The following is a 26,840-nucleotide window of genomic DNA, read 5'->3' as shown; positions in this document are numbered from 1 at the left end:
CTGCGCGATGAGCGGACACGATCACGGCGAGGACGGCTTAAGCCGCCGCAAGGTGTTGGAATGCATGACCTGGGCCGGCACCGGGGTGCTTTGGACCATCAGCGGTGGCGTGCCGCGCTCGCTCGGCATCATCGATTCCGCGCAAGCTGCGACCGCGGCCGCGCCCGGAATGACATTCCTCCAGATCAGCGACAGCCATGTCGGCTTCGACAAGCCGGCTAATCCCAACGCGCTCGGCACGCTGGAGGAAGCCATCAACAAGATCAACGCGATGCCGGTCAAGCCGTCGTTCATGATCCACACTGGCGACATCACCCATCTGTCGAAGGCCGCCGAATTCGACAATGCCGATCGCATCATCTCGCAGAGCAAGCTCGACGTGCATTACGTGCCCGGCGAGCACGACTTCCTCGACGAGGACGTAAAATTCTATCGCGAGCGCTACGGCCGCGGTACCAAGGGCGCAGGCTGGTATTCGTTCGACGCCGGCGGCGTGCACTTCATCGGCCTCGTCAATGTCGTCGACCTCAAGGCCGGAGGCCTCGGCAATCTCGGCGCCGAGCAGCTCGCCTGGCTCGAGGACGATCTGCGCGGCAAGTCGAAATCGACGCCGATCGTGCTGTTCGCCCACATCCCGCTCTGGACCGTCTACCCCGAATGGGGCTGGGGCACCGAGGACGGCGCCCGCGCGCTGGAACAGGTGAAAGGCTTCGGTTCGGTCACCGTGCTGAACGGCCATATTCACCAAGTGATGCAGAAGGTCGAGGGCAACGTCACCTTCCATACCGCGCGCTCGACCGCCTTCCCGCAGCCCGCGCCGGGAGCTGCCCCCTCGCCCGGACCGATGAAGGTGGAGGACGCAAAGCTCCGCGCGATGCTTGGCGTTGCCAGCATCAACTTCAAGCAGAACGAGCAGCGGCTCGCGATCATCGACACGCCGCTCCAGGGTTGATGCAGGACTAACGGAAGCTGACAATGAATACATTCAATCGCCGCGACCTAGGTGTCGCCTTCGGTCTCGCTTTGGCCGCGGCCATGCTGGTACCCGCCACAACCGCCCATGCCGACGACATGGAAGTGCATATCGACAATTTCGTCTTCCAGCCGGCCGAGCTCAAGATCAAGGTCGGCACCACCGTGACCTGGACCAACCGGGACGACATCCCTCACACCGTGGTGTCGGCCGGCAAATTCAGGTCCAAGACGCTCGACACTGACGACAAGTTCTCGTTCACCTTCACCAATGCGGGCGACTACAAATATTTTTGTTCTCTGCATCCGCACATGACGGGGATGATCAAGGTTGAGTAACGTCTCGAACCAAGGCATCAACGTCTTGCCCGGCCGGTGGTCCCACGCCGGCCGGGCTCGTGTGCCTTCGGTCACACGCGGCGACCAAGCGAACTTGGACGAAACGAACAGGGACGAGACGAGCAACGACGACACGAAGCAACGAGCAGAACAAGAGGCAAAGCGAGGAGCGATGCCCGCCAACGACGATTTGCAGAAGGCGCAACGCTTCCGCGAGGCGGCGCTGCCCTATCTCGACGATGTCTACACGCTCGCGCGCTATCTGTTGCGTGACGCCTCCGATGCCGAGGACGCGGTGCAGGAGTGCTATCTGCGCGCGCTGAAGCATTTCGACAGCTATCGCGGGCCGGCGATGAAGCCCTGGTTGTTCGCGATCCTGCGTAACGTCTGCAATGCCGAATATGCGCGGCGCGCGCACAGGCACAGCGCGATCGAGGATACGCCCGGCGCTGCCGAGCAGACGCCGATCTGGCAAGAGACCGAGGCAAGCCCGGAAACCGAAGTGCTGCGCAGCCGCGATGCGGGCGCGATCCGCAAGCTGATCGACGCGCTCGCCGAACCGTTCAAGGAAACATTCGTGCTGCGGGAGATCAACAACCTGTCCTATCGTGAAATCGCCGAGGCCGTCGGTGCCCCCGTCGGCACCGTGATGTCCCGCCTCGCCCGCGCCCGCGCCATGCTGCGCGCGGCCTGGACGGCGGATGAGGAGCAAGCAAGATGACCTGCGACGAAGCAAGGATCCTGCTTCACGCGCTGCTCGACAACGAGCTCGATGCCGGCCATGCGCGCGAGGTCGAAGCCCATATCGCCAGCTGCCCGGCCTGCGCTGCGGAGCTTTCGGCCCAACGCGACATGCAGCGCGTGCTCGCGGACGCCGATTTGCGCTACACCGCACCGGCGAGCCTGCGTGCGCGTATCGAGGCTTCGCTGCCGCAGCCGCAGCGTCAACAGCCGAGCCGCCGCTCCGTGCTGCGCGGCTTTGCGATGGGCTCGGCAGTCTCCGCGCTCGCCGCCTCCGGGGTCGTCGCATTGGTGCTGCGCCAGGACGACCAGCAGCGCATCCTGTCGGAGGTCGTCTCTGCGCATCTGCGCTCGCTCCAGGCCGGCCACCTCATCGACGTGGTCTCGACCGACCAGCACACGGTGAAGCCGTGGTTCAACGGCAAGCTCGACGTCGCCCCTCCCGTGATCGACCTCACCGCACAAGGCTTTACGCTGGTCGGCGGCAGGCTCGATTATATCGACGCACGTGCCATCGGCGCGGTCGTCTACAAACGCCGGCAGCACGTGGTCAATCTGTTCGTGTCGCAGACGTCGAACGCGGAATACCGCGCGCCCAAGACCGAGACCATGCAGGGCTTCAACTGCCGGCGCTGGGGCAATCGCGGCCTGAACTTCTGGGCCGTCAGCGATCTCGGCGCAGACGAGCTCGCCGAGTTCGTTGACAAGTTCGAGGCGGCGATGAAGGCGAATGTGGAGGGGTAGCGGCCCCGTTGATACGCGGGACCTTGAATTGTGTATCAGATAATGATACATTTTTTGAGTGATCAAGACCTTCAGGGATAAGACGACTGAGGCGGTCTTTGATGGCGAAAGCCCAAAAGGCTTTCCGGCTGATCTGGTGAAGGTTGCGCGTCGGAAATTGCGCTATCTGCACGCAGCCAGCGAACTCAGCGACTTAAGGGCGCCGCCCGGCAACCGTCTTGAGGCCCTCGCGGGCGATCGCAAGGGACAGCACTCGATCAGGATCAACGATCAGTTCCGAGTGTGCTTCGTCTGGACAGCGCAGGGCGCCGCCGAGGTCGAGATTGTGGATTATCACTAGGAGACGCGAGGATGGCCAAAAAACTAAAGCCCATGCATCCTGGTGAGGTTCTTCGGGAGGAATTTCTGGCTCCGCTAGACATGTCGGCGGGCGCGCTCGCCAAGACATGCGGCCTTCCCCGCACGCGAATCGAGCGAATCGCGAGTGAACAGACCGGGGTCACCGCCGACACAGCACTTCGACTCGCCAAAGCCCTCGGTACGACGGCCGAGCTTTGGCTCAATCTTCAGAATGACTACGATATCCAGATTGCCAAGCGCGATCTCGGCAAGGCTCTCGACCGCATCGAGACTGTAAACAAGCCCAAGGCGGCCTGAGGGATCAGGTCACGCCGACCGCCGCACCGCGTTGTCCACCAGCGTCTTGCCGAGCGACCAGATCGCGCCGGGAACCTTGTGGCTGCCGGCGATGACGTCGTCGAAGGCGCGCTCGATCCAGCCGCAATCTTCCTCGGTGATGGTGAGCGGCGGCAGAAGCTTGATGGTGTGGCTGCCGTGGCCGGCGACCTGCGTGAGGATCTTGTGGTCCTTGAACAGCGGCACGGTGATGAGCTGGCAGAACAGGCCCTTGTTGGCCGCCTCCAGCACGTTCCAGGACGCCCGCAGCCGCAGCGATTTCGGCGGGCCGAACTCGACGCCGATCATCAGGCCCTTGCCGCGGACTTCCTTCAACAGCTCGTAGCCGGGCACCATGCGCGTGAGCGCGAGGCGCAGCTCGGCACCGCGCTTGGCGGCGGACTCGATCAGCTTCTCGGACTCCATGATGTCGAGCGTGGCGATGCCCGCAGCCATCGCCAAGTCGTTCTTGGAGAAAGTTGAACCGTGCACGACTGCACGGTCCATCTGGTTGAAGATCTTGTCGAAGATGCTCTTGCGCGTCAGCACCGCGCCGACCGGCACGTGGCCGCCGGACAGCGACTTCGACAGCAGCACCATGTCGGGCTCGACATTCCAGTGCTCGACCGCGAGGAAGCGGCCGGTGCGGCCCATGCCGGTCTGGATCTCGTCGGCGACGAACAGCGTGCCGTATTTCTTGCAGAGCGCAGCCGCACCCGGCAGGAACTCATCGGTGGGCATGTTGACGCCCTTGCCCTGGATCGGCTCGACGACGAAGGCCGCCACCTCGCGCGAGGCCAGCGCCTTTTCGAGCGCAGCGAGATCGTTGAACGGGATCGAGGTGCAGCCCGGCAGCAGCGGCTCGAAGCCGGTGCGGAAGTTCGAATCACCGGTCAGCGACAGCGCGCCATAGGTCAGGCCGTGATAGCCGTGGGCACAATAGACGATCCCCGGACGGCCGGTGGCGCCGCGGGCGAACTTGATCGCGGCTTCGACGCATTCGGCGCCCGAATTGGCGAAGAACGCCTTGTCGAGATAGGGGACGTACTTCAAAAGCCGCTCGGCGAGCACGCCGGCAAGCACCGAGACGTCAAACTGGACGAGGTTGGGCAGGTCGGCATCGAGCACGCTCTTGAGCGCCTCGCGCATGACCGGATGATTGCGCCCGATCGCAAACACGCCAAAACCGGACAAGAGGTCGAGATAGCGCGCCCCATCGCGGTCGTAGAGGTACTGTCCCTGCCCCTTCTGGAAGCCGACATCGTAGCCGATGGTCTTCAGGACCCGAACGAACTGCTCGTTCAGATGCCGATTATGCAGGGCGCTGCGCTGGGCCTGGCGGTCCGCGAACAGCTGAGACATGTCTGGATTTGGGCTGTGCATCCGCTACATACTTCGGTTGAGGGCCGTCTCGTCAACTGAAAACGGAACGTCGCTGAAAACGGTCTGTGCGGCCTTTTGCCCTTTTTCGGACCATCTTCGCAAGCAGAGCTTTAGACCATGTTGCACTGCCAAGGAACTATCATGCGTTTAGCCCTTTACACCGGACTAATACTGGCTGGCGGTTACACCTGCCTCAACCCGGCGCTCGCGGCCGATCCGACCGGCGATTGGCGGGTTGCCGACGGCGTCGCCAACATTCGTGTCGCCCAATGCAATGGCAGCATGTGGGGCGCGGTTTCCTGGGAAAAACAGCCCGGCGGCCGCGATGAGAACAATCCGGACGCGTCGAAAAAGACCCGCCCCACGCTGGGCATGGCGACCCTGATCGACATGAAGAGGAAGCCCGGCGCCGATCAATGGGAAGGTCAGGTCTACAACGCCAAGGACGGCCAGCTCTACAGCGCGACCATCACGCCGGTTGGCACCGACCAGCTCGAGATCAAGGGCTGCGTGATGGGGTTCCTGTGCGGTGGCGAGACCTGGACCCGGGTCAGTCCCCCGATTCCCTTGAGCCCCGCCAACGCCATGGCCAAGGGCGCGCCGAAGCCCACCGGCGCGGCGCCGAAAGCCCCGGCAACGACGGGCGCTACAGCGGCGCAGGCTGCGCCCGCAGCCCCGAAGGCCACCGGCACTGCCAAACCCGGTCAGAAGGGCGCCGCCGACCAGGTCGGCGACATTTGCCTACTCCCTGAGATTGCGGGGTTTGCCCATTAGGGCGGGCTGAAACAGCAGCACGGCGGCAAGCGTCGTCACCAGCGACAGCGCGAGCAGCTTGCCCATGCTGGACGTGCCGGGATGGCTCGACAGCCAAAGGCTGCCGAACGCGGTCGCCGTTGTCAGCGCGCTGAAAAAGATCGCGCGCGTCAGGCTGGTCTGGAGCAGGTTTGTCCTGCCCGAGCGCCAGGCCACGACATAGTAGATCTTGAAGGCCACGCCGACGCCGAGCAGCAGCGGGAACGCGACGATATTGGCGAAGTTGAGCGGCAAGCCGATCAGCACGCAGATCTCGAGCGTCACCGCGCCGGCCACCAGCAGCGGCACCAGCGTCATCAGCACGTCGACGAACCGGCGCAGCGTCACCCACAGCAACAGGCCGATCACCAGCAGCGCATAGATTCCGGCATGGATGAACGCCTTCACCACGGTGTCGCCGGATTTCAGGATCGAGACCGGACCGCCGATCGCGGTCGGCTCGGCAACGAGCACCGCCGCCGCAAATTTGCGCAGCGTGTCGTTGTCGTTGGGATCGCCCTTCGGCAGCGCCTCGACGCGGATGATGCCGTCCTTGCTCTTCCAGGCACTGACGAGATCTGCCGGCAATGACTTCAGGGTGACCGGTTCGGCCTGCATCGCGTTCCGGAGCTGGTCGAACACGATCTTCATCGGCGCGACGAACACGTCCTGCGCCTTGTTCCGCGTGGTCTCGTCGCCATTGGCGAGCTTTTCCAGCGCGTCAGCGAGCCGACGCGAGGCGACCGCACCCGGGCCCTTCGCATCGCCTGCGGTCCGGCGCAGATTGTCGACCGAGGATTTCAGCGCATCGACGTTTTCCTTGTCCGTCGGCGCGGCGTCGATCTGGTCGGGATTGAGCGCGGGGTTCAGCACCTTGGCGCCCTGCGCGATCAGCTTCAGCTTCGGCGGCTGGTCTTCAGGAACGAAGCTGTTGAGCGACATCACGCGCAACACCTCCGGCACCTTCTCCAGCTTCGCCTCCACCTGCCTTGCCTGCTCTTCCGACGTGGTCATCACGTTGATGGCATTGGCACCGGTGTTGGGATCCTTGCGCAAATCGAGGAAGGTCGCGATCGACTCCGCCTTCGGGTTGCGCAGGTTCATCGGGTTGAAGTCGAACTTCATGTAATAGAGCAGCGGCAGGCCGGCGACCGCCAGAAACATCGTACCGCCGACGACCAGCACCCGGTGCTTCTCCAGGAAGTGATCGAGCGGCGCCAGGAAGGCATAGCCGACCGGCTCCTTCTCGCCGGGCGGGTTCAACAGCTTCAGCATCGCCGGCAGCACGGTGATGCTGGTGACGAACGCGACCAGCATGCCGACGCCAGCGATCTGCCCGAGTTCGGCAATACCCTTGTAGTCGGTGGGGATGAAGCAGAGGAAGCCGGCCGCGGTCGCCATTGCCGCCAGCGACAACGGAATGGCCGAGCGCTTGGCAGCCAGGATCAGCGCGCCAGAGAGATCGTTGTGCTTGTAGCGCTCGGAGCGATAGCGGACGCTGTACTGAATGCCGAAATCGACGCCGAGGCCGACGAACAGCACCGCGAACGCGATCGACAGCAAATTGAGCGAGCCCACCATCATCAGGCCGGCGGCGGTTGTCAGCGCAAGACCGACGAAGAGATTGACGAACACCGCGAAGATGATCTTCGCCGAATGCAGCGCCAGCCACAGGATGAGCAGCACGACGAGGACCGTGCCGATGCCGTTGACGACGGCGCCTTCCTGGACGGTTGCATATTCCTCGTTGGCGATCGGGACCGGTCCAGTCAGCCGGACCCGCGCCTGGTATTTGGTGGCAAAATCCAGATCGGCTGCGGCCTTGCGGATCGCATCGGTGGCGCCCTTGCCGGGCTCCAGCGCGTTGTAGTCGAGGATCGGCTTGAACTCGATGAAGGCGCGCTTGTCCGAATCCGTCAGCGGCTCGTCACTGACGAGCTGGCGCCAGGAGAAGGTCGCATCGCCCTTGTTGAGCACGGTCTCGACCGTTTGCGCGATCTGGTTGAAGGGCCGTTCGGTGTTGTCGAGCTTGACCTGCCCGCGCTTGACGCCGGCAAGTCCGGTTTCCAGCGCGCCGGTCAGGCCGCGGATCGAGGGATCGCCCGCCATGATCTCGATCAGGGGTGCTGCGGATTCGAACTGGCCGGTGACCTTGGCGACTTCCTCTGTCGGCAGGAACAACAGGCCATTCTTTTCGAAGAACTCGCCGGTGCCGAGCTGCTGCATCGACTGGAAGTCGGTCTTGTTGTCCTTCAGCTTGGCATAGAGCGCGTCCGACGCCGCGGTCGCCATCTCCGGCGTCTTGGCTTCGACCACCGCCGTAATCGTCGCATCGCGGTCGAAGGCGCGATCGAACTGCTGGTCGCGTTGGCGCCAGTCCAGATTTTGGGCAATCAGCGAATTGATGTCGGTGTTGATGGCGAAATGCTGGGACGTGTAATAGCCCGCCCCCACCGCCAGCAGGAGCCCGAGAACGACGACGAGGGAGGCAAACCGGGTGCAGGCCCTGACGATGGCAACGACGACGCTTTGCAGCACTACTTTTCTTTCTGCGGTTAACAGCTTGCCGGAAACGCCCGCTGTTTAACGGAGTTCCCGGCCGAAACCTATTGCTGTTTTGAGTGGTTATCGCCGTCAGAAGGTTCGAGGTAAACGGCGGAAGACCATGGCAAAATCATGCGGGGCCGTGGGTATAGCCGAGGAGTTGAGGCGGGAAAGTGACGAAGCGTGCGCACAAAATGTCGCCACTTTGCTGCCACGGGCCACCTCTACTATAATACCGTAAAACTGATCCGGCAGGGAACCAAAGTTCATTCCACCTTTCCTTACTGCCGATTTTTTGACACAAAGTACTGCGCCTCCATGCACCGGGGTCCCCGCCAGGGGTGGGCGGCTACCGCGTGCGCGAAACCGATGGTGCGGATATTGCAACTCATTGGTTCGTAGCAGGGTATCCCCTGAACTTGAGAGCGGATTGGTGCAACTTGCGTGATGGGCGTCCAATGGAAGTTTATCTGGCGCAACCGCGCGGCTTTTGCGCGGGGGTGGTGCGTGCGATCGAGATCGTGGAACGGGCGCTGGAGAAGTACGGCCCGCCCGTCTACGTGCGCCATGAGATCGTGCACAACAAGTACGTCGTCGAAAGCCTGAAAAAAAAAGGCGCGATCTTCGTCGAGGAACTGTCGGAGGTGCCGCCCAAGGCCGTGACGGTCTTCAGCGCCCATGGCGTCGCCCGCAGCGTCGAGGAAGAAGCGGCCGCGCGCGATCTTCCGGTGCTCAATGCCACCTGCCCCCTGGTCACGAAAGTTCACAATCAGGGGAAGCGCTACATCGCCAGGGGCCGCACGCTGATCCTGATCGGCCATGCCGGCCACCCCGAGGTCGAGGGTACGATGGGCCAGGTTCCCGCCCCCGTACTGCTGGTCCAAAGCGTTGAAGAGGTTAAGGCCCTTGAGCTGCCGGCGGATACGCCAGTGGCCTATATCACCCAGACCACCCTGTCCGTGGATGACACAAAGGACATCATTTCGGCCCTGCAGGCCCGCTTTACAGATATTCAAGGCCCGGATATCCGGGATATCTGCTATGCGACACAGAACCGCCAATCTGCGGTAAGGGACTTGAGCAAGCTGGTCGACGTGATCTTGGTGGTGGGCGCTGCCAATAGCTCGAATTCGAACCGGCTCCGCGAAATCGGCACTGAGGCCGGTGTCGCGAGTTATCTGATTGCCGACGGCAGCGCGCTCAATCCGGAGTGGTTGAAAGATGCCAAGATCGTCGGCGTCACGGCCGGCGCTTCGGCGCCCGAGGTACTCGTGGATGACGTGATCGAAGCGATGCGGCGGATCGGACCGGTCAAGGTCTCGGTGCTTCCGGGCCGCGAGGAAAACATCGAATTCCGGCTTCCGGCCCAACTGGCTGCGAGCTGACCCACCCGAATTTCAAGCCCAGAAAGAAACTTGTAATGGCTATCCCCTTCTTCAAGGAAATGCGTATCGGCGGCTATTTGATCAAGCAGAAGCTGCTTGGCCGCAAGCGCTATCCGCTCGTGCTGATGCTAGAGCCGCTGTTCCGCTGCAACCTCGCCTGCGTCGGCTGCGGCAAGATCGATTATCCGGATGCGATCCTCAACCGCCGCATGACCGCACAGGAGTGCTGGGACGCGGCCGACGAGTGCGGCGCGCCGATGGTCGCCATTCCCGGCGGCGAGCCGCTGATCCACAAGGAGATCGGCGAGATCGTGCGCGGCCTCGTCGCGCGCAAGAAGTTCGTCTCGCTCTGCACCAACGCGCTGCTGCTCGAGAAGAAGCTCGATCTGTTCGAGCCCTCGCCCTACCTGTTCTTCTCGGTGCATCTCGACGGCCTGAAGGAGCACCACGACAAGGCCGTGTCGCAGAAGGGCGTGTTCGACCGCGCCGTCTCCGCGATCAAGGCCGCCAAGGCCCGCGGCTTCACCGTCAACGTCAACGCCACCATCTTCGACGGCCACCCGGCCGAGGAGATCGCCAAATTCCTCGACCTCACCGTCGAGCTCGGTGTCGGCGTCTCGATGTCGCCCGGCTACGCCTATGAGCGCGCGCCGGACCAGGAGCACTTCCTCAACCGCACCAAGACCAAGAAGCTGTTCCGCGACGTCTTTGCGATGGGCAAGGGCAAGAAGTGGAATTTCATGCATTCCGGCCTGTTCCTCGACTTCCTCGCCGGCAACCAGGAATACGAGTGCACGCCCTGGGGCATGCCCGCGCGCAACATCTTCGGCTGGCAGAAGCCCTGCTATCTGCTCGGTGAAGGCTACGCCAAAACCTTCAAGGAGCTGATGGACACCACCGACTGGGAGACCTACGGCACCGGCAAGTACGAGAAGTGCGCCGACTGCATGGCCCATTGCGGCTACGAGCCGACGGCGGCAACCGCAGCCATCAACAACCCGCTGAAGGCGATGTGGGTGTCGCTGCGCGGCATCAGGACCACGGGTCCGATGGCCCCGGAGATCGACATGAGCAAGCAGCGTCCTGCGCAGTACATCTTCTCCGCCGAAGTGCAGAAGCGCCTGTCGGAGATCCGCAAGGACGAGGCAGCCGCCGCGCAGGAGAAGGCTGCTCGTAAGGCGTCAACCGCCGCGTAAGCGCGACGCCCTGTAGCCCGGATGGAGCGCAAGCGAAATCCGGGACAGTCCCTCCGCGTTGAAGGCCCGATTGCGCCCCCGCTCCATCCGAGTGACGCAGATCAAACAAAAGGCCCGATCGCCAATGGCGACCGGGCCTTTTGTTTTTAATGATCGATAGAACCCGCTCAGGCCGCCTCTGAAACCAGCGCCTCGCTCTCCACGATCTCGGTGCCGATCAGGAAGTCGCGGCAGCCGCGAAGTGAGCGCAGCGCGCGGTTGAAGTCGAGGCCGGTCGAGACCAGTCCATGCAGCGCGGTCGGGTTGCGCGCGATACCGCGCAGCACGGCCAGCACGTCGATCTGGCCGTTCGGCTTGATGGCGGCGCGGGCGAGCGCCGGCAGCGCACGATGGGCGGGATCGCTGATGACGCGGACCGCGGCGAACGGCAAGCCGGCCTCGGCGGCGTAGGCGGCCGCGATGTGGCTTTCCATGTCGACGGCGGCAGCTCCGGTCTCCGAATGCAGCGCCGCCTTGCAGGAGCGCCCCGTGACCACTTCCTCGGCACCGGCGAGGCTGCCGCGCACCACGCGGCGGCGCCCCGACGTCAGGCGGTCGATCAGGTCGTCGCCGAGCGAGAGGCCAGCGGCCCAGCGGGTGTCGCCCGCGAGCACCTCGGTCGCCAGCACGACGTCGCCGGAGCGCAGCGTCGGGTCGAGCCCGCCGGCCACGCCAAAGGAGATCACACCGCGAATCGTCTCGGGATCCAGCACCGTCAACAGCGCCCGCAACTGGGTGGGGCTGCTCGACGAGCAAATGACCGCCATGCCGGGCCCGGCCGCGATGCGGGCCTCCTGAACCAGTCCAGTCACGATCAATATCGGCCTCGGATCAACGGTTTGACCCGCGGTAAGATAGTCCCCCGTCCCCAAAGTCACATTCCGACCCCTACCACCCTGCTGTTGGTGTTCCGCAAGTTCCGATACCGCGCCAATGCCCACAGCGGGAAGAACTTCGGATAACCATGGTACCGTAGATAGAATACACGGGGAAAGCCTGTGGCGGTGTACCGCTGTTCGTCCCACAGTCCTTTTTCGTTCTGTGTTGCAATCAGGTACTCCACCCCGCGGGCGACGGCCGGGTGATCAACCTCGCCAGCAGCCATCAGGGCAAGCAAGGCCCATGCCGTTTGGGAGGCGGTCGAGGGGGCGGCCTCCCAGCCCCGGTAGTCGAGCCGGTAGCTGACAGCATCCTCGCCCCAGCCGCCGTCCTGATTCTGGATCGAGGCCAGCCAGCCCGCCGCTTTCCGCATCATCGGGTCGTCATGGCGGACGCCGGCCATGTTGAGGGCGCACAGCACCGACCAGGTTCCGTAGATGAAATTCATGCCCCAGCGGCCGTACCAGGACCCTTCCGGGTGCTGGGTCTTGCGGAGGTAGGCGATCCCGTCCGCGACATGCTTGCTGGTCTCCGCGGTCTCGCCGAGCTGGGCCAGCATCGATATGCAGCGCGCGGTGACGTCCTCGGTCGGTGGATCAAGCAGCGCGCCGTGGTCGGAGAACGGGATGTTGTTCAGATAATATTCGAGATTGTTGACGTCGAAGGCAGCCCAGCCGCCGTCGTCGCTCTGCATGCCCTCGATCCACTCCCGGGCACGGTCGATCGCGGCGTCATAGCCGGCCGCACCGTGCTCCCGGCGCATCCGGTCCATCGACATCACGACCACCGCGGTGTCGTCGAGATCGGGATAATGGGCATTGTTGTACTGGAAGGCCCAGCCGCCCGGGCGCACGTCGGGCCGCTTCACCGCCCAATCGCCCTTCACCTCGAGCTCCTGCTTCGGGATCAGCCAGTCGAGACCCTGCTTGGCCGCCGGCACCGCCTTGTCACCGCCGGCTTCGAGCAGCGCGTGCGCGGTCAGCGTCGTGTCCCACACCGGCGAGACGCAGGGCTGGCAATAGGCTTCGTCGTCCTTGATCACGAGCAGCTTGTCGATGCCCCGGCGCGTGATCGCGCGCGGCGGGAAGTTCTCGTCCTTGCCGAGCGCGTCGTACATCATGACGATGTTGGCCATCGGCGGATAGATCGCGCCCATGCCGTCCTCGCCGTTCAGCCGCTCCTCGGTGAAGGCGAGCGCTGCGTCGATGGCGCGCTTGCGCAGGCTCTTGGGAAACATCGGCTCGACCACGCGCAAAATGCCGTCGAGCGCGCGGAACAGCACGAACCAGGCCATGCTCTGGTGTGGCGCCTTGGCGGTCATGCCAATCGAGCGCGGATCCTGCAGGAACAGCTCGTCGATGCCGACGCCCTTGGGATTCCTCGCCCGCGGCTTCAGCGCGGCGATGACCATCAGCGGCACCATGGTGGTGCGCGCCCAGTAGGAGATCTTGTTGATGTGGAACGGCGACCAGAACGGCAGCAGCACGATCTCGATCGGCAGCACCGGTACCGCGCGCCAGGTCACGACGCCAAACATAGCAAGCATGAAGCGCGTGAAGACATTGCTGTGAATGGCGCCGCCGCGGGAATGGATCGCCTCGCGCGCACGCACCATGTGCGGCGCGTCGATGGAATCCCCGATCATCTTCAGCGCGAAATACGCTTTCACGCTCGCGCTCATGTCGAACTCGCCGTCATGCACCAGCGGCCAGCCGCCATGGGCGCCCTGCACGCGGCGAAGATAATTGGCGATCTTGGCTTCGAGCACGGCATCGACCGGCTCGGCGAGATAATGGCGCAGCAGGACGTATTCGGCCGGAATCGTGCAATCGGCCTCGAGCTCGAACACCCAATGGCCGTCGGTTTGCTGGAAGCCGAGGACGCCTTCGGTGGCCGACGCAATGCTCGATTCCAAGTTCCTGAATTCTTGGGCTTCGCGGCTGGTCGCGTTCACGGAATCCATCTCGCTCGATTGCTCCGATAGTCGATTGAATGGGCCGAAATTGACCGGGACAAATGCCCGTCAGGGCCGCCTGTCACTATCCCTTGGCGGCCAGAACCAGATCGGCGGCGCGATCACCGGATCGGACCGATCCCTCGATGGTTGCAGGCAATCCCGTAGCAGTCCAATCGCCTGCAAGAAACAGGTTTTTCAGCGCAGTGACCGGCCCCGGACGCAGGGCATTCTGCGCCGGCGTCGCCGCAAATGTGGCACGGCGCTCGCGCACGATCTGCCAGGGGGGCAGCTCGCCGGACACACCGCCCGCCTTGCAGACGTCGTTCCAGATCGCCTGCGCGAGTTCCTCGCGCGGCATGTCGACCAGACGGTCGCCGTTGCTGATGGTGACGGACAGCCGGTTCGGGAACGCAAACAGCCATTCCACGACGCCGCCTATTACGCCGAGGATCGGAGCCGATCCCGCCGGCGGCTCGACGCGGAAATGCGCATTCACGATGGCGCGGAATTCGGTCGGCGTCTTCAGGCCGGGCAGCAGGTTGGAGGCAGCGCGCGGCGGCACCGCCATCACGACGACGTCGCCCGCGCCGATCTGGATCACATCCTCGCCGCCGAAATTCAGCGCGCCGACCTTGCCGTCACGGGTCGCAAACGAGCGCAGCTCATGGCCGAGCTGAACGGTGTGCCCGCGCTCCTGCAGGAACGTCACGGCAGGCTCGATCAGCACCGCGCTGAGCCCGTCGCGCGCGATCAGGGGACGGCAGGCCTGCCCGCCGGCGAGCAGCGTCTCGCGCACGATCGCGCCGGCAAGCCCCGCCGAGCCTTCGGGGGGATCGACGTTGAGCGCCGCGAGCAGCAGAGGCTGCACCAGGCGCTGATAGAGAACGCCCTCGCAGGGAATCGACTTGCCGACCAGCGTCTCTTCCGAGGCCCAGATCAGCGGCGCTAGCTTTAGATAATCGATCAACCCGGTGTCGGGGACACGGCGGCTCTCGTCGAGCACCCAGGTCGGCAGCCGGCCATCGCCGAGATCGATCTGCCAGCGCTGCCCGGTCTTGAGATCGACGAAGGGAAACTGCGCGCGCTCCGGACCGACGAGGCCCGCCTCGGTGCCGATCGAGCGCGCATAGGCGCGCGCATGACTGTTGCCGGACAGCAGCAAATGGTTGCCGTTGTCGATCGTGAGATTCGTGGCCCCGTCGAAATAGGAACGGCAGCGGCCGCCAGCCTGCTGCGTCGCCTCGTGCACGGCGACCTTGAAGCCGGCATTGGCAAGCCGCACGGCGGCGGAAAGGCCGGAGATTCCAGCACCGATGATGTGAGCTGTTTTTTGCATCAGATGAGAGCGTAACGGAGCAGGATGGCGATGCGTGTGATCTTCGACACACGCACCGGTTCGCGCGGCGCGTTGAACCCGCGCGCGATCAGGAGATCCAGAATGGCATGATAGTATTTCGACATCATCCGCGGCGCACGCACCGCGCGGCGGCGGTTGCGGTTCATGATCTCGTCCGACTTCTCGAAATACACCTTTGCGCGCTGCGCCAGCGGCAGGCAGACCTTCGGCAGCGCGCGCTCGACGATCACGCGGTCCGGATCGTTGGAGGTGATGCCGGCATGCAGCAGCGCTTCGCGCGGCAGATAGAGCCGGCCGAGGCCCGCGTCCTCGTCGATGTCGCGCAGGATGTTGGTGAGCTGGAGCGCGCGGCCGAGATGATGGGCGAGCTCGATGCCGTCTTCTTCCGGCAGGCCGAAGACCCGGACCGACAGCCGCCCCACGGCACTCGCGACGCGATCGCAATAGAGATCCAGCGTCGCCATGTCGGGCGCGCGGATGTCCTGCGGCACGTCCATCTCCATCCCGTCGACGATCGCGAGGAAATCCTCGCGCTTGAGGCCGAAGGTCTTCACCGAGGCGACGTAGTCCTTCAGCCGCGGCGGCGGATTGCCCCGGTAGAGCGCATCGATGTCGTTGCGCCACGCCTGAAGCGCGGCGAGCCGCTCGTCGCGCGGACCATCGGAATCGGCGATGTCGTCGACCTGGCGGCAGAAGCTGTAGATCTGGAACATCGCTTCGCGCTGGTCGTGCGGCAGGATGCGCATCGCGGCGTAGAACGAACTGCCGGATGCGGTCGAGCCATAATTGGCGCTGGGCGAGGTCGCCTCAAGCGTCATGTGCAGTCCCCGGTCTGGAAATGGCCTTGCGTCCGACCGCGCGGCGGCCGACTTCGCCGATCATGCCGGCGAGGCTGAAGGTGAGGAGCTCGAGCTTGTTCAGGTGCACGCGCTCGCGCAGGGGATCGCGCACCTTCAACAGGCGCACGATGCCGTCGGCATAGGCCTGGATCACCGAGACCTCGACGCCGAGGCGGAAATCTCGGATTTCCGCAGCTAGCGACCTGCCCTCGTCCAGCAGCGCTTCGTTGCGGACGGCGAGAGCCTGAAGGCAGGCCAGCATCGTCGGCGGCGACTGCGCCAGTCCGAGCTGCTCGACCGAGGCGCCACTCGCGGCCAACGCATCGCGCGGCAGATAGACCCGGTTGAGCTCGCGGAAATCCTTGCCGCAATCCTGAAGGTGGTTGTTGATCTGCAGTGCTGCGCAGAGCGCATCCGACGCAGCCCAGGTCGAGGTGCTCTCGCCATGGACGTCGAGCATGAAGCGGCCGACCGGCATCGCCGAGTAGCGGCAATAATGGATGACCTCGTCCCAATTCTCGTAGCGCAACTTGGTCACGTCCATACGGAACGCGATAAGCACGTCGAGCGCGTGGCGCGGCGCCATGCCACGTTCGGCCAGTGCGTGCCGCAGGCTGACGGCCTCGGCCTGGGTATCGCCCCTGCCGAGCAATTCCGCCTCGAGCAGGTCGAGATAAGCGAGCTTCTTATCCGGCGGCAGCGTGGCGTGGTCGGCGATATCGTCGGCGGTGCGGACGAAATTGTAATAAGCCAGGATCAGCGCGCGATGACGCGGATGAATGATCCAGGACGCGACGGGAAAATTCTCGTCGCGCTCACCCTTGCCGGATCGCAATTCGCTCGCAGAGGTCATCGAGGGCTGGTCTACAATCGTTTGGACAGGAAGGGCTTTTTCGCTCGCGCTAGCCCGTGCCGGCGATGCCGCCGCGGCCCCCATATAGGGGAATACGGCCGCAAAACCAATCCTGTCTCTCGATGGCTGCCCTTTGCGGATCAGGTCCGAAAAGGCGGCCCAAAAGGCCGCCTTTTTGTGGGCCAGTGGCCGAGCTTACTGGTTGTGGTTCTTCAGGACCTGGTCGCAGGCCTGAGAGATCTTGGCCCGGTTCTCCTTGAGGCAGGCCAGGATGGTGAAATCGCCCTGGTCGATGACCGGACGGCAGAGCTTCTGCACATCGCGCGAGCAGGCCTTCTGCTCGGCGTCGGTGCCGCGTCCTTGCTGGGCGAACGCTGCGGTTGAGAGGGAGGCCGACAGCAAGGTGAGAGCGACGAGAAGCTTACGCATTGTATTCCTTCATTCTGACGGCAGAATCGCACCAATCCCGGGCAGCAGAGGGCGACGACCGGAACGGAGTGTTCTGATGGCAAGTCGCCGCGGGAGTAGCGGCCTCGGAGAAGGCACAAGCACTGGCAAATGCGGCCAAATTGGCGCCACGTCCACCAAATCAGGTCTTCCCTGCGCCTTCTCTGGCAAATGTAAGAGACTGATACTACGTCATAATCCAGGTGCGCCGCGTTTTGCTGCGCACCTGTTGCAGAGCTGCATCTCTCCATCCCGCCGTGGCCGCCAGAAACATGCCGAAACGCAGAGAATCCGGAGGCCAACCATGGCAAGCGCGCTTCGCGATGCCGACATGTGGGCGGCCGGCCATTGAACCTGACACAGGCTCGGAACACTAAACCTTCGATGTGGCGAGACGTTCTTAGTGATAAGCGGACGTCGTTCCAAAACGGGATATTTTGAAGATGAAATTCTTTGGGCGATCTGAACTGGCAATCAAGGCGGCCGGCATCGGCGCTGTGCTGCTCTTCTCGGTTTCGACAAGTCAGGCTCAGTCGTCCGGACCGTTTGCAGGTTTCGAGGGCGCGTGGACCGGCACGGGTACGGTGTCGCTGTCCGACGGCTCCACCGAGCGCATCCGCTGCAAGGCCGACTACAAGGTTGCCGGTACCGGTCTCAGCCTCAAGCAGGCGCTGCACTGCGCGTCCGACAGCTACAAATTCGACCTCACCAGCGACGTGACCAGCCAGGGCGAGCGCATCTCCGGCAATTGGAGCGAGACCAACCGCAACATTTTCGGCAATCTCCAGGGCACCGCCGGTGGCGGCCAGATCGAGGTGTTCGTCGAGGCCAACGGCTTTGCCGCCAATCTGTCGCTGCGCACCAATGGCACCAAGCAAACGGTGCAGATCTCATCCAAGGGCGAGATTCGCGGCGTCAACATCACGATGACAAAGGGCTGACAGCTCTTACCGCTTCGAAAGCAGCAAGCCCCGGTTCTCGCGAACCGGGGCTTTGTTGTTTTTCGGAGACGCGGCGCAATCGCCCGGACCGCACCGATTTCATGTCTGATGAATGAAGCCGCTCAGATCGCCGGCTTGTCGGTGCCCTGAAGCTTGGCGTGCAGATTGATCAGCCACATCGCCGTCGGCCGCAGGATGAAGAGGTCGGCGACGAGCGCCATGACCATCGAGAAGGCGCTGAGCCAGCCGAACAGCCGCAGCGACGGCAGGTCGGAGAACACGGTGACGACGAGACCGCAGGCGAGCACCAACGTGGTCAGGATCAATGCCGGGCCGACCAGCACGGTGGCGCGCTCCACCGCCAGCGCCGAGCCGACGCCCGGCTTGCTCTCGAGCCTGAGGCGGTTGAGGAAGTGGATGGTGGCGCTTAGGCCCAGGCCGAACGAAACGGTCAGAGCCACGACACTGGCGAATTGCAGTCCCTCGCCCATCGCCCACAGCACCGTTCCCGACATCACGACGGGGAAGATGCCCGGCAGGATGCAGGCGAACATCACCACCCAGGAGCGGAAGGCCAGGCCGATGAAGATCGCGACCAGCGCGAATTCGACGGTGAGCCCGCGGTTGAGCTTCTCGATCATGCCGGCCGAGTTGCGCGCGGCAATCGCGGCAAGACCCGTGACCGCTACTTCATAACCGGGATGCTTCTTGCGGACGGCGTCGAGCTCGGTATCGAGCTTGTCGACGATCGGCAGGAGCTGGCTGGAATCCTTGTCCGGCACGCGACCTGCGACCACGACGGCGTCCTGCTCGGCATCGATGAACCGGCGCACCAGATGCTCCGGAATGACGCTGACATATTCCTTCAGGGTGGCCACGTCGGCGCTGCCGGCCTTGTCCGCGAGCCAGCGGCGCAGGGTCTCGACCGACCAGACATTGCCGACACCGGCTGCCTTCTCCACCGTCGCGTGCACGTCGGCGATGGTCTGCAGCGTCTCCGGCGAATAGAGCGATTCACCCTTGGGGAACTGGATCAGAACGTTGACCGGGTTGGCGCCGGTGAGCTTGGCGTCGAGCCGGTCGCTGGCGGCGACCGCCTGGCGCTTGTCCGGCACCTGGTCGGCGAGCCGGTAGCGCGGCTCCAGATTGGCGTAGATGACGCCGAGGCCCGCCACGAACACCACCGCGATCAGGCTGAACAGGCCGGGACGGCCCACCATGCGCACCGCGATCCAGTAGCAGAAATTACGCAGCGCCTGCACGCCGGCATCCGCGCTCTGGAACTTGGTCGCAAAGACCTTCTCGTTGCGCACCAACAGCACGCCGAACACCGGCACCAGCGACAACACCGCGACCAGCGCGATGATGGTGGCCGCGAGACCCGCCTCGCCGAACTTGCGGATCAGATCGGAGTCGGAGAACTGGAGCGCGATGAAGGAAATGCCGGCGGTGCCGTGCGTCAGCACGCAGGCCGGTCCCACCACCAGCACCGCGTTCTTGAATGCGGTGAACTTGTCCTGGCCCGCGATCAGCCGGTCGCGCGCGGCGAAGGTGAGCTGCATCGAGTCCGAGAAGCTGATGACCATGATGAGCGGCGTCATCACGTTCAGGAACATGTTGAGGTTGAAATTGGCCCAGCCGAGCGCGCCGAGCGCCAGCAGGATCGCGATCATCGGCGGGAACGCGGCCGCCACCATGAACGAGATCTTGCGGAAGAAGATGATGGCGATGACACAGCCGGCGAGAATACCAAGGATGTTGTAGGTGAGCCCGTCGCGCTCGACCGCGTTGCGGATCTCGAGCTGCATCACCGGCACGCCGGAAAGCTGCACGTTGAGCCCGGTGTCGCCGAGGTCTTCCTTCATCAGCGCGCGGATGTCGGCGACAGTCTTGGTCAGCTTGTTGGAGGCGACCACCTCCGGATCGAGCGACAGCACGATCAGCGCCAGCGTGCCGTCCTCGGACAACAGCTTGCCGCGGATGATCTCGTTGGCTTTGACGCCCTCGATGAACTTGTCATAGGCCGCGCCCTCGGGCAGCTCGGGCGGGAACAGCGCGGCGGGAAGCTTGCCGGGCGCCGGCGCCTGACGCGCGGAGAACAGCGAGACCAGTCCGCGCGTCCCCTCGACCAGCTGCATGTCGGTGACGAAGTCGCGCAGCTTCTCGAGGTTGTTGCGGGCCAGCAGGGTCTTGCCCTCGACTACGACGAGGACGTCGAATTCCTCGGCTGGGAACTTCTTGGTCACCGCTTCGTACTGCTTGAATTCCGGCGTGTTGGACCGGAACAGCTGCGACAGCGAATCGTCGATCTTGATCCGGTGGATGCCGAACACGGCGCCGACGATCAGGACGACCAGGACGATGCAGGAGACGATGGGCGCCCGGACGGCGAACAGCCCGATGCGCTCCAGCCCGAAGGCGATCGAGGACGCAGGTCCCTGCTCGACCTTGTCGACATGAACCTCACTCTCGCTGTGCTTTTCGAGCATGCCTTGTCCAGTTCCTAAATCAGCTCGGGTCTGTGAGCTTGTCGCGCCCCGCGAACGGCTTGAAAATGCCATACCAATGGGAGGCTTGCCCTTTGAAAATGCGCAGAAAATCGCCGCGAGGGGTTTAGCAGGTCAATCACCCTTCTCGCAAGCAGGCGGAGTGTGGCCGAATCGATCAAGATGTGGCGATTTTGCCTTAATGCCCTTCATTCGGGCAAAGCCGTGCCAATTCGACGCGGCGCGCGGTCCGCGCTCTCGTCCTTCAGCGCCACACCGGTCGCTTCCCGCGCGAGCCCCTCGCGGACCAGCCAGGCGATCTTGAAGGCCGCCTCGTCATAGCCCAACCCGGCCTTGTGGATGTTCGACACGCAGTTGCGGTCGGCATCGGTGCGATCAGGCTTCGGGGCGAAAGTCAGATAGGCGCCGAGACTGTCGGGCGCCGACAGGCCCGGCCGCTCGCCGATCAGCATCACGACCATGCGCGCGCCGAGAATGGCGCCGATCTCGTCGCCGAGCGCGACGCGCGCGCCTGAGGCGACGACGACATGGCCGATCGCGACACCATCATCGGCTGCGAGCAACGGCAGCAGGCGCATCACCAGCGCGACCGCATGGGCGTGGACCGCCGCCGCCGACAGCCCATCGCCAATCACGACGGCGAGTCGGCACGGCTCCGAGGCGCTCCGCGTCAGGGCCTCGACTGATCCGGCATCGAGCCGTCTGCCCAGATCGGGCCGCCGCAGATAGTCTCTGCGGTCGACCGCCCGGCTGTTCGCCGCGGTGACGACGAGGCCAAGCGCGCGGAGATCCGCAACCAGCCGCGGCGCATCGAACACGGCATGCACGGCATCGCGGGCGCGGGCGTGGTCCAGTGTGAAGTCGAGCAGTGCCCGCGTCGGCAGGCTCGCGCCGCTGCGCCCGAGTGCGACGCGCGCGGGCGTGAGCGACCGCAGATCGAGGGTCGGACGACGCGGGATGGCCGGATCAGACATGTCGCATCATTCGGCGGGGACGGAAGCCTCGCGTAGCCGGATCGAATAGTTCGAGGCGTTTTGCTGGCCGGTCGAGGCCGCCCGCGCAAAGGTGATGAGATGGTGCGCGATCAGGGTGCAGCCGATCAGGCCTTCGAGATCGCCGTGCTTGATGCGGCCCAGCGCGAACTTCCAGAACACGCGCTTGTAGTCGCCGAGCACGCCGACCTTCCAGAAAATGTTTCGCAGCATGACGAGGCCGCGCCTGATGTTGGGCCAGGTCTTCATCTCGTCCGGTTTCGGCATCTTCAAGCGGTGCACGTAAACGTGGTCGCATTGATACTGGAAGCGCGCGTAGACCTTCTCGGGCTCGTAGGCGACGGCCATGGCGTGCTTCCAGGATGCAACGACGTCGTCATAGGGCAACAGGAAGTTGACATTGGAATCGCGGCCGTCGTCCTCAACCAGGCGTCCCTCGCGCTCAAGACGGTCCCACAGCGGCGTCTTCGGCAGGGCTTGAAGCAGGTTGATCGTGAGCAGCGGAATTCGGGAGTCCTCGACGAAGGCGAGCAGCGCCTCCGAAGTGTTGGGCTTGTCGGTGTCGAGCCCCATGATGATGCCGGACACGACCTCCATGCCGTAGGAATTGATGGTTTGCACGCCCTCGAGGATCGGGACCATCATGTTGTGGTCCTTGTGCATCGCCTTCAGCGCATCGGGGTCGGGCGTCTCGATGCCGCAGAAGATGGTGACGAAATAGGCCTCGCGCATCTTCTCGAGAATTTCCGGCCGCTTCGCGATGTTGAGCGTCGCCTCGCAGGCGAGCCGCACCATGTAGCCGGTCCTCTTCTGCCATTCGATCAGATGCGGCAGGAGGTCCAGCGCCGCCTTGCGGTTGCCGATGAAATTGTCGTCGACGAAATAGACCGTGTCGGTCATGCCGCATTCGCGCAGGCGGTCGAGCTCGGCGATGATCTGCTCCGGCGATTTGAGGCGCGGATTGCGGCCGTAGAGGCCGGGGATGTCGCAGAACTCGCATTGATAGGGACAGCCGCTGGAATACTGGATGCTGCCGAGGAAGTACTTTTTGACGTCGGCGAGCTCATAGGCCGGGATCGGAAACTCCGTCATCGGCACGCGGTCCTTGGTGGTCAGCACCACCTGCGCTTCCGGACGCGAGATATCGCGCGACAATATCTCAAGCAGCTGATTGGTGGCGTCGCCGAGCTCACCGACATGGAGATAGTCGAAGGAGGGATAGTAATCCGGGCAGGCGCTGACGGAGGGACCGCCGAGCGCGACGGGCAGATCGAACTCATGGGCGCGGCGGCAGATGTCGTTCATCTGCTGGCGCTGGATGTGCATGCCGCTGACGAAGACCGCCTCCGCCCATTCGAACTCTTCCCTTGTCGTGCGGCGAAGGTTCTCGTCGACGAATTTGACCTGCCATTCCTTGGGCAGATAGGCCGCGAGCAGCAAAAGTCCCTGCGGCGGCATGAAGGCGCGGACGCCATCGGTCAGGGGGTAGGAATGCTCGAACGTCCCGAACGACGATGTGTATCGCGGAAACACGCAGAGAATCCGCCGGGACGTCCCGTTACTTTCAGCTCGCATCAAAGCTCCCCCGCCACGCTCGACTTAGCCGCGGAAATTGCCAGACAGACACATAGCGTAATGCTGCCGCCGGAATTTCTCAATATTGTGGCATGAGCCTAATTCCCTAGGGCATCAATGGTTTCCTCGGGCCGCCGGGTGCTCCGCCGCGTCACGCGATCAGCCGTGACGCAAAATCGGGCAGCAGGCCTGCATCGCCGGCAAGACGGAAGTCAGCGCCCGCAATGCCGGACCGCACCAGCCAGTCGTCGAATTCCGGCGCACGGCGCAGTCCGAAGACGTCGCGGACATAGAGCGCGTCGTGAAAAGACGTCGACTGATAGTTCAGCATGACGTCGTCGGCGCCGGGGACACCCATGATGAAGGTGACGCCGGCGGCAGCGAGCAGCGTCAGCAGATTGTCCATGTCGTCCTGGTCCGCCTCGGCGTGGTTGGTGTAGCAAATGTCGATCCCAAGCGGCAGGCCGAGCAGCTTGCCGCAAAAGTGATCCTCCAGCCCGGCCCGGATGATTTCCTTGCCGTCGTAGAGATATTCCGGGCCGATGAAGCCGACCACGCTGTTGACCAGGAGGGGCGCAAAGGCGCGGGCGACCGCGTAGGCGCGCGCCTCGCAGGTCTGCTGGTCGACGCCGTGATGGGCGTTGGCCGACAGCGCCGAGCCCTGCCCGGTCTCGAAATACATCACGTTCTGCCCGACCGTGCCGCGCTTCTGCGACAGCCCGGCGTCCTGCGCCTCCTTGAGAAGCGCGAGGTCGATGCCAAAACTGCGGTTGGCAGCCTCAGTGCCGGCGACCGACTGGAACACGAGGTCGACCGGCACGCCCTGCCCGATCAGCGACAGCGTGGTGGTGACATGGGTCAGCACGCAGCCCTGGGTCGGGATCTTCAGCCGCCCGATGACCTCGTCCAGCAGCCGCAGCAAGTGGCCGATCACGGCCGGGTCGTCGCTCGCCGGGTTGATGCCGATGCAGGCATCGCCGGCGCCGAGCAGGATGCCGTCGAGGATGGAGGCGGTGATGCCCCTGGCGTCGTCGAAGGGATGGTTGGGCTGGAGCCGGGTACTCATCCGGCCCTTCAGGCCGATGGTGTTGCGGAAAGCGGTGGTGACCTCGCATTTCCGCGCCGCCAGGATCAGGTCCTGGTTGCGCATCAGCTTCGAGACCGCGGCCGCCATCTCCGGGGTGATGCCGCCGGCCAGCTTGCGCAAGATTTCGGGCGTCGCGGCATCCGACAGCAGCCAATCGCGAAAGGCGCCGACCGTCAGCGAAGCCACCGGCGCGAAGGCTTTTGCGTCGTGGCTGTCGATGACGAGGCGGGTGACCTCGTCGGTCTCATAGGGGATGACGGCTTCCTGCAAGAACTGCCCGAGCGGGACGTCGGCCAGCGCCATCCGCGCCGCGATCATCTGTTCGGCACTGGCGGCGATCCCGGCCAGCCGGTCGCCGGAGCGCGGCGGCGTCGCCTTGGCGAGCAGGTCGCGCAAATCCGGGAACGTGTAGGTCGTGGCGTCGATAGTGTGGCGGTAGACCAAGGGTCTCTCCGGGGTTCGTCGGCCAGAGGCCGACTCCAGGGCAATCCCAAGACTATAGCTTCAGATCAAGACGCTGAAATATCTACCTTTCCTTCGGCCGAGGGCAAAGGGGGCCAAACCCGGCGTTAACGCCGCGTCCATCTTCATTCTGCATAGTTTTGCAATCATTTGCACGACCGCGCTCTCCGGCCGCTCCCGGCCATTCGGGCCCCTGAAAACCATGACAACCGACCAATCTGGGAATGCCGCCGGCCTTGCCGGCCGCTTCACGCTTGCCAACAAGCTCTACGCGATCTTCGCACTGTTCGCGCTGCTCACGGCCGCGATCGCGATGCTGTCCGACTACAACAGCCGCCGCGGTGCCGAGCTGACCACCGCGATCGAGACCGCGAACGCCGCCGCGCTGAACGTCGAGCGAGTCAACTCGCTGGTCTATGCGGTGGTGATGGAATCGCGCGGCGTCTACATGTCGACCGAGCCCGCCGTAGTGAAGAAATACGGCGAGGGCCTGCTCAAGTTCAACGCCCAGATCCTCGACGTCGTGAAGCGCTGGGAGACCATCGTCAAGGCCGACGATGCCGAGCAGTTCGCCACCTTCAAGAAGCGCATCGAGCAGTTCGTCGAGTTTCGCAAGGAGCTGGTGCGCCGCGGCGTCGAGATCAACGCGGCCGCGGGCCGCGAATGGGGCGACAACGACGCCAACCGCGCCGTGCGCTCGGCGCTGAACAAGGATCTCGAGGCGCTGTCCAAGGTCTATGCCGAGCGCGCGAGGCAAATCGCGCACGAGACCGAGACCAATCGCACACTGTCCTTCGTCCTGACCTGCCTCGCCGGCGTGGCGCTCGCCCTCGTCGTGATCGGCATCGTCATCATCGCCCGCTCGATCGCACGCCCCCTCTCCGCCATCACCGCGACTATCAAGCAGGTCGCTGACGGCGCCGAGAACGTCGTGGTGCCCCACTCTGACCGCGCCGACGAGATCGGCGCACTGGCACGCGCGATCCAGATCTTCCAGGACGCGATGGGGCGCAACCGCAACCTCGCCTCGCAGGTCTCGCAGGACTCCGCCGCGCGCGAGGAGCGCGCCCGCCACATCGAGCAATCGGTCGACGCGTTTCGCGAGGCGATCGGCGCGATCATGCGCGGTCTCAGCGACAACGCCTCCGTCATGCGCGAGACGGCTCAGACCATCACCCGCGTCACCGCGGACGCGAGCAGCCGCGCCGGCACGGCGGCGAACGCCACCGAGCAGGCCTCGCACAACGTCACGGCGGTGGCAGGCGCGGCCGAGGAGCTGTCTGCATCGGTGGTGGAGATCGGCCGCCAGGTGCGGCAATCCGCCAGCGCGGTCGAGCAGACCGGCCAGCGCACCGAGAAATCCATCGCCGAGATCGAGAGCCTGGCCGCCGCCACGCAACGCATCGACGGCGTGCTCAGCCTGATCCAGGCGATCGCCGAGCAGACCAATCTGCTCGCGCTCAATGCCACCATCGAGGCCGCGCGCGCGGGCGATGCCGGCCGCGGCTTTGCCGTCGTCGCGCATGAAGTGAAGGCACTCGCGGGCCAGACCGCAAAGGCGACCGCCGACATCAGCGAGAACGTCTCGATGATCCAGTCCTCCACCCGCAACGCAGTGGATGCCGTCCGCGAGATCGGCGGCGCGGTGCGCGAGATCAACGATGTCACCTCGGCGATCGCCGGCGCCATCGGCCAGCAGGACGCCGCCACGCGCGAGATCTCGTCCAACGCGCAATCGGCGGCCCAAGGCAACGAGACCCTCGTCGCCAACATCAGCTCGCTCCGCGATGCCATCGGCGAGACCGATACGGCGGCCTCTTCGGTGCTGGCGGCTGCGAGCAGCGTGACCGAGACGGCGGAGACGCTGTCGCGCGAGGTGGAGAAGTTCTTCCAGAACCTGCGCTCGGGCGCGGCGGACGGCCGCGTCGCCAAGGCGGGGTAGCAGCACGTCCATCGCCAGCGGAGCCGGCGGTGGGGTCGCTCCATCAAAAAGCGCGAAAACAACCCCATGCACGGTAGCCGGGGCTAGCGATATCAACGGCTTGGCTCTAGTCCAAGCCTATTCGTATTTTGCGAAATGATATTTGACTCGTCGGGCAAAACAGGGGCATGATGTCAATGTTGGAGCTTTCGC

Annotated in this window: 23 protein-coding genes; 11 read left to right on the top strand and 12 right to left on the bottom strand. The window is 64.2% G+C overall.

Features of this window, described 5'->3' with window-relative positions:
• The first annotated feature begins 7 nt into the window (after positions 1 to 7).
• From AC0L3U_RS09255 to AC0L3U_RS09230, 6 genes are all read left to right on the top strand, one after another.
• The gene (locus tag AC0L3U_RS09255; protein ID WP_473361516.1) at positions 8 to 952 is read left to right on the top strand and encodes a metallophosphoesterase family protein; all 945 of its coding nucleotides are present in this window, start codon (positions 8 to 10) and stop codon (positions 950 to 952) included.
• Between the two features lie 23 nt (positions 953 to 975).
• Entirely contained in the window at positions 976 to 1,311 is a 336-nt protein-coding gene (locus AC0L3U_RS09250; protein ID WP_473361515.1) for a cupredoxin domain-containing protein, read from the top strand.
• 172 nt (positions 1,312 to 1,483) lie between these two features.
• Positions 1,484 to 2,032: a sigma-70 family RNA polymerase sigma factor gene (locus tag AC0L3U_RS09245; protein WP_007608103.1), complete on the top strand. Its 549-nt coding sequence runs from the start codon at positions 1,484 to 1,486 to the stop codon at positions 2,030 to 2,032.
• A complete protein-coding gene (locus tag AC0L3U_RS09240; RefSeq protein ID WP_456765216.1) occupies positions 2,029 to 2,796 on the top strand; it encodes an anti-sigma factor family protein in 768 nt (255 codons plus the stop codon). The genes AC0L3U_RS09245 and AC0L3U_RS09240 overlap by 4 nt, the downstream gene beginning before the upstream one ends.
• A 58-nt stretch (positions 2,797 to 2,854) precedes the next feature.
• The gene (locus AC0L3U_RS09235; protein ID WP_473361514.1) at positions 2,855 to 3,136 is read left to right on the top strand and encodes a type II toxin-antitoxin system RelE/ParE family toxin; all 282 of its coding nucleotides are present in this window, start codon (positions 2,855 to 2,857) and stop codon (positions 3,134 to 3,136) included.
• Positions 3,137 to 3,147: 11 nt separating this feature from the next.
• A complete protein-coding gene (locus tag AC0L3U_RS09230) occupies positions 3,148 to 3,453 on the top strand; it encodes a HigA family addiction module antitoxin (RefSeq protein WP_473361513.1) in 306 nt (101 codons plus the stop codon).
• A gap of 9 nt (positions 3,454 to 3,462) precedes the next feature.
• On the opposite strand, the gene hpnO is transcribed toward AC0L3U_RS09230, so the two are convergent.
• A complete protein-coding gene (hpnO, locus tag AC0L3U_RS09225) occupies positions 3,463 to 4,854 on the bottom strand; it encodes an aminobacteriohopanetriol synthase HpnO (RefSeq protein ID WP_026233264.1) in 1,392 nt (463 codons plus the stop codon).
• A gap of 141 nt (positions 4,855 to 4,995) precedes the next feature.
• Here hpnO and AC0L3U_RS09220 point away from each other — a divergent pair, with 141 nt between their 5' ends.
• On the top strand, positions 4,996 to 5,628 hold the full coding sequence (locus tag AC0L3U_RS09220) for a DUF2147 domain-containing protein (RefSeq protein ID WP_473361512.1): 633 nt from the start codon (positions 4,996 to 4,998) through the stop codon (positions 5,626 to 5,628).
• On the opposite strand, the gene hpnN is transcribed toward AC0L3U_RS09220, so the two are convergent.
• Positions 5,596 to 8,184, bottom strand: coding sequence for a hopanoid transporter HpnN (gene hpnN, locus AC0L3U_RS09215; RefSeq protein ID WP_473361511.1), 2,589 nt, complete (start codon positions 8,182 to 8,184; stop codon positions 5,596 to 5,598). The genes AC0L3U_RS09220 and hpnN overlap by 33 nt on opposite strands.
• A gap of 464 nt (positions 8,185 to 8,648) precedes the next feature.
• On the opposite strand from hpnN, the gene ispH reads away from it, so the two are divergent.
• Both ispH and hpnH read left to right on the top strand, forming a co-directional pair.
• Entirely contained in the window at positions 8,649 to 9,575 is a 927-nt protein-coding gene (gene ispH / locus AC0L3U_RS09210) for a 4-hydroxy-3-methylbut-2-enyl diphosphate reductase (protein WP_473361510.1), read from the top strand.
• 35 nt (positions 9,576 to 9,610) lie between these two features.
• Positions 9,611 to 10,771 (top strand): adenosyl-hopene transferase HpnH, encoded by a 1,161-nt coding sequence (gene hpnH / locus AC0L3U_RS09205; protein ID WP_007593619.1) that lies wholly within the window; start codon positions 9,611 to 9,613, stop codon positions 10,769 to 10,771.
• Positions 10,772 to 10,938: 167 nt separating this feature from the next.
• Here the strand turns inward: hpnH and AC0L3U_RS09200 are convergent, their stop codons facing one another.
• The 6 genes from AC0L3U_RS09200 to AC0L3U_RS09175 all read right to left on the bottom strand — a co-directional run bounded on the left by AC0L3U_RS09200 (position 10,939) and on the right by AC0L3U_RS09175 (position 17,124).
• The gene (locus tag AC0L3U_RS09200) at positions 10,939 to 11,688 is read right to left on the bottom strand and encodes a phosphorylase (protein WP_027516857.1); all 750 of its coding nucleotides are present in this window, start codon (positions 11,686 to 11,688) and stop codon (positions 10,939 to 10,941) included.
• Positions 11,685 to 13,652 (bottom strand): squalene--hopene cyclase, encoded by a 1,968-nt coding sequence (shc, locus tag AC0L3U_RS09195; RefSeq protein WP_473361509.1) that lies wholly within the window; start codon positions 13,650 to 13,652, stop codon positions 11,685 to 11,687. The genes AC0L3U_RS09200 and shc overlap by 4 nt, the downstream gene beginning before the upstream one ends.
• A 76-nt stretch (positions 13,653 to 13,728) precedes the next feature.
• Complete coding sequence (gene hpnE / locus AC0L3U_RS09190; RefSeq protein WP_473361508.1) at positions 13,729 to 14,982, bottom strand: hydroxysqualene dehydroxylase HpnE; 1,254 nt, start codon at positions 14,980 to 14,982, stop codon at positions 13,729 to 13,731.
• The gene (hpnD, locus tag AC0L3U_RS09185) at positions 14,982 to 15,821 is read right to left on the bottom strand and encodes a presqualene diphosphate synthase HpnD (protein ID WP_473361507.1); all 840 of its coding nucleotides are present in this window, start codon (positions 15,819 to 15,821) and stop codon (positions 14,982 to 14,984) included. Before hpnD ends, hpnE begins: the two co-directional genes overlap by 1 nt.
• Positions 15,811 to 16,695 carry a squalene synthase HpnC gene (hpnC, locus tag AC0L3U_RS09180; RefSeq protein WP_473361506.1) on the bottom strand — a complete coding sequence of 295 codons (885 nt, stop codon included), beginning with the start codon at positions 16,693 to 16,695 and terminating at the stop codon, positions 15,811 to 15,813. Before hpnC ends, hpnD begins: the two co-directional genes overlap by 11 nt.
• 195 nt (positions 16,696 to 16,890) lie before the next feature.
• Complete coding sequence (locus AC0L3U_RS09175; protein ID WP_007593627.1) at positions 16,891 to 17,124, bottom strand: hypothetical protein; 234 nt, start codon at positions 17,122 to 17,124, stop codon at positions 16,891 to 16,893.
• Between the two features lie 461 nt (positions 17,125 to 17,585).
• Here AC0L3U_RS09175 and AC0L3U_RS09170 point away from each other — a divergent pair, with 461 nt between their 5' ends.
• Positions 17,586 to 18,083: a hypothetical protein gene (locus tag AC0L3U_RS09170; RefSeq protein WP_027516853.1), complete on the top strand. Its 498-nt coding sequence runs from the start codon at positions 17,586 to 17,588 to the stop codon at positions 18,081 to 18,083.
• Between the two features lie 122 nt (positions 18,084 to 18,205).
• On the opposite strand, the gene AC0L3U_RS09165 is transcribed toward AC0L3U_RS09170, so the two are convergent.
• The 4 genes from AC0L3U_RS09165 to AC0L3U_RS09150 all read right to left on the bottom strand — a co-directional run bounded on the left by AC0L3U_RS09165 (position 18,206) and on the right by AC0L3U_RS09150 (position 24,688).
• Positions 18,206 to 20,572, bottom strand: a complete 2,367-nt coding sequence (locus tag AC0L3U_RS09165) for an efflux RND transporter permease subunit (protein WP_473361505.1) — start codon at positions 20,570 to 20,572, stop codon at positions 18,206 to 18,208.
• 206 nt (positions 20,573 to 20,778) lie between these two features.
• Positions 20,779 to 21,564 (bottom strand): ethanolamine ammonia-lyase subunit EutC, encoded by a 786-nt coding sequence (gene eutC, locus AC0L3U_RS09160; protein WP_473361504.1) that lies wholly within the window; start codon positions 21,562 to 21,564, stop codon positions 20,779 to 20,781.
• A gap of 6 nt (positions 21,565 to 21,570) precedes the next feature.
• Positions 21,571 to 23,157, bottom strand: a complete 1,587-nt coding sequence (locus tag AC0L3U_RS09155) for a B12-binding domain-containing radical SAM protein (protein ID WP_473361503.1) — start codon at positions 23,155 to 23,157, stop codon at positions 21,571 to 21,573.
• A gap of 151 nt (positions 23,158 to 23,308) precedes the next feature.
• Positions 23,309 to 24,688 (bottom strand): ethanolamine ammonia-lyase subunit EutB, encoded by a 1,380-nt coding sequence (locus AC0L3U_RS09150; protein WP_473361502.1) that lies wholly within the window; start codon positions 24,686 to 24,688, stop codon positions 23,309 to 23,311.
• 220 nt (positions 24,689 to 24,908) lie between these two features.
• On the opposite strand from AC0L3U_RS09150, the gene AC0L3U_RS09145 reads away from it, so the two are divergent.
• Complete coding sequence (locus tag AC0L3U_RS09145) at positions 24,909 to 26,648, top strand: methyl-accepting chemotaxis protein (RefSeq protein WP_473361501.1); 1,740 nt, start codon at positions 24,909 to 24,911, stop codon at positions 26,646 to 26,648.
• Positions 26,649 to 26,840: the final 192 nt, after the last annotated feature.

The organism is Bradyrhizobium sp. Kon69 (assembly GCF_055807515.1).
Note: the sequence above shows the minus strand (reverse complement) of the source record. Positions and strands in the feature narration are given on the sequence as shown.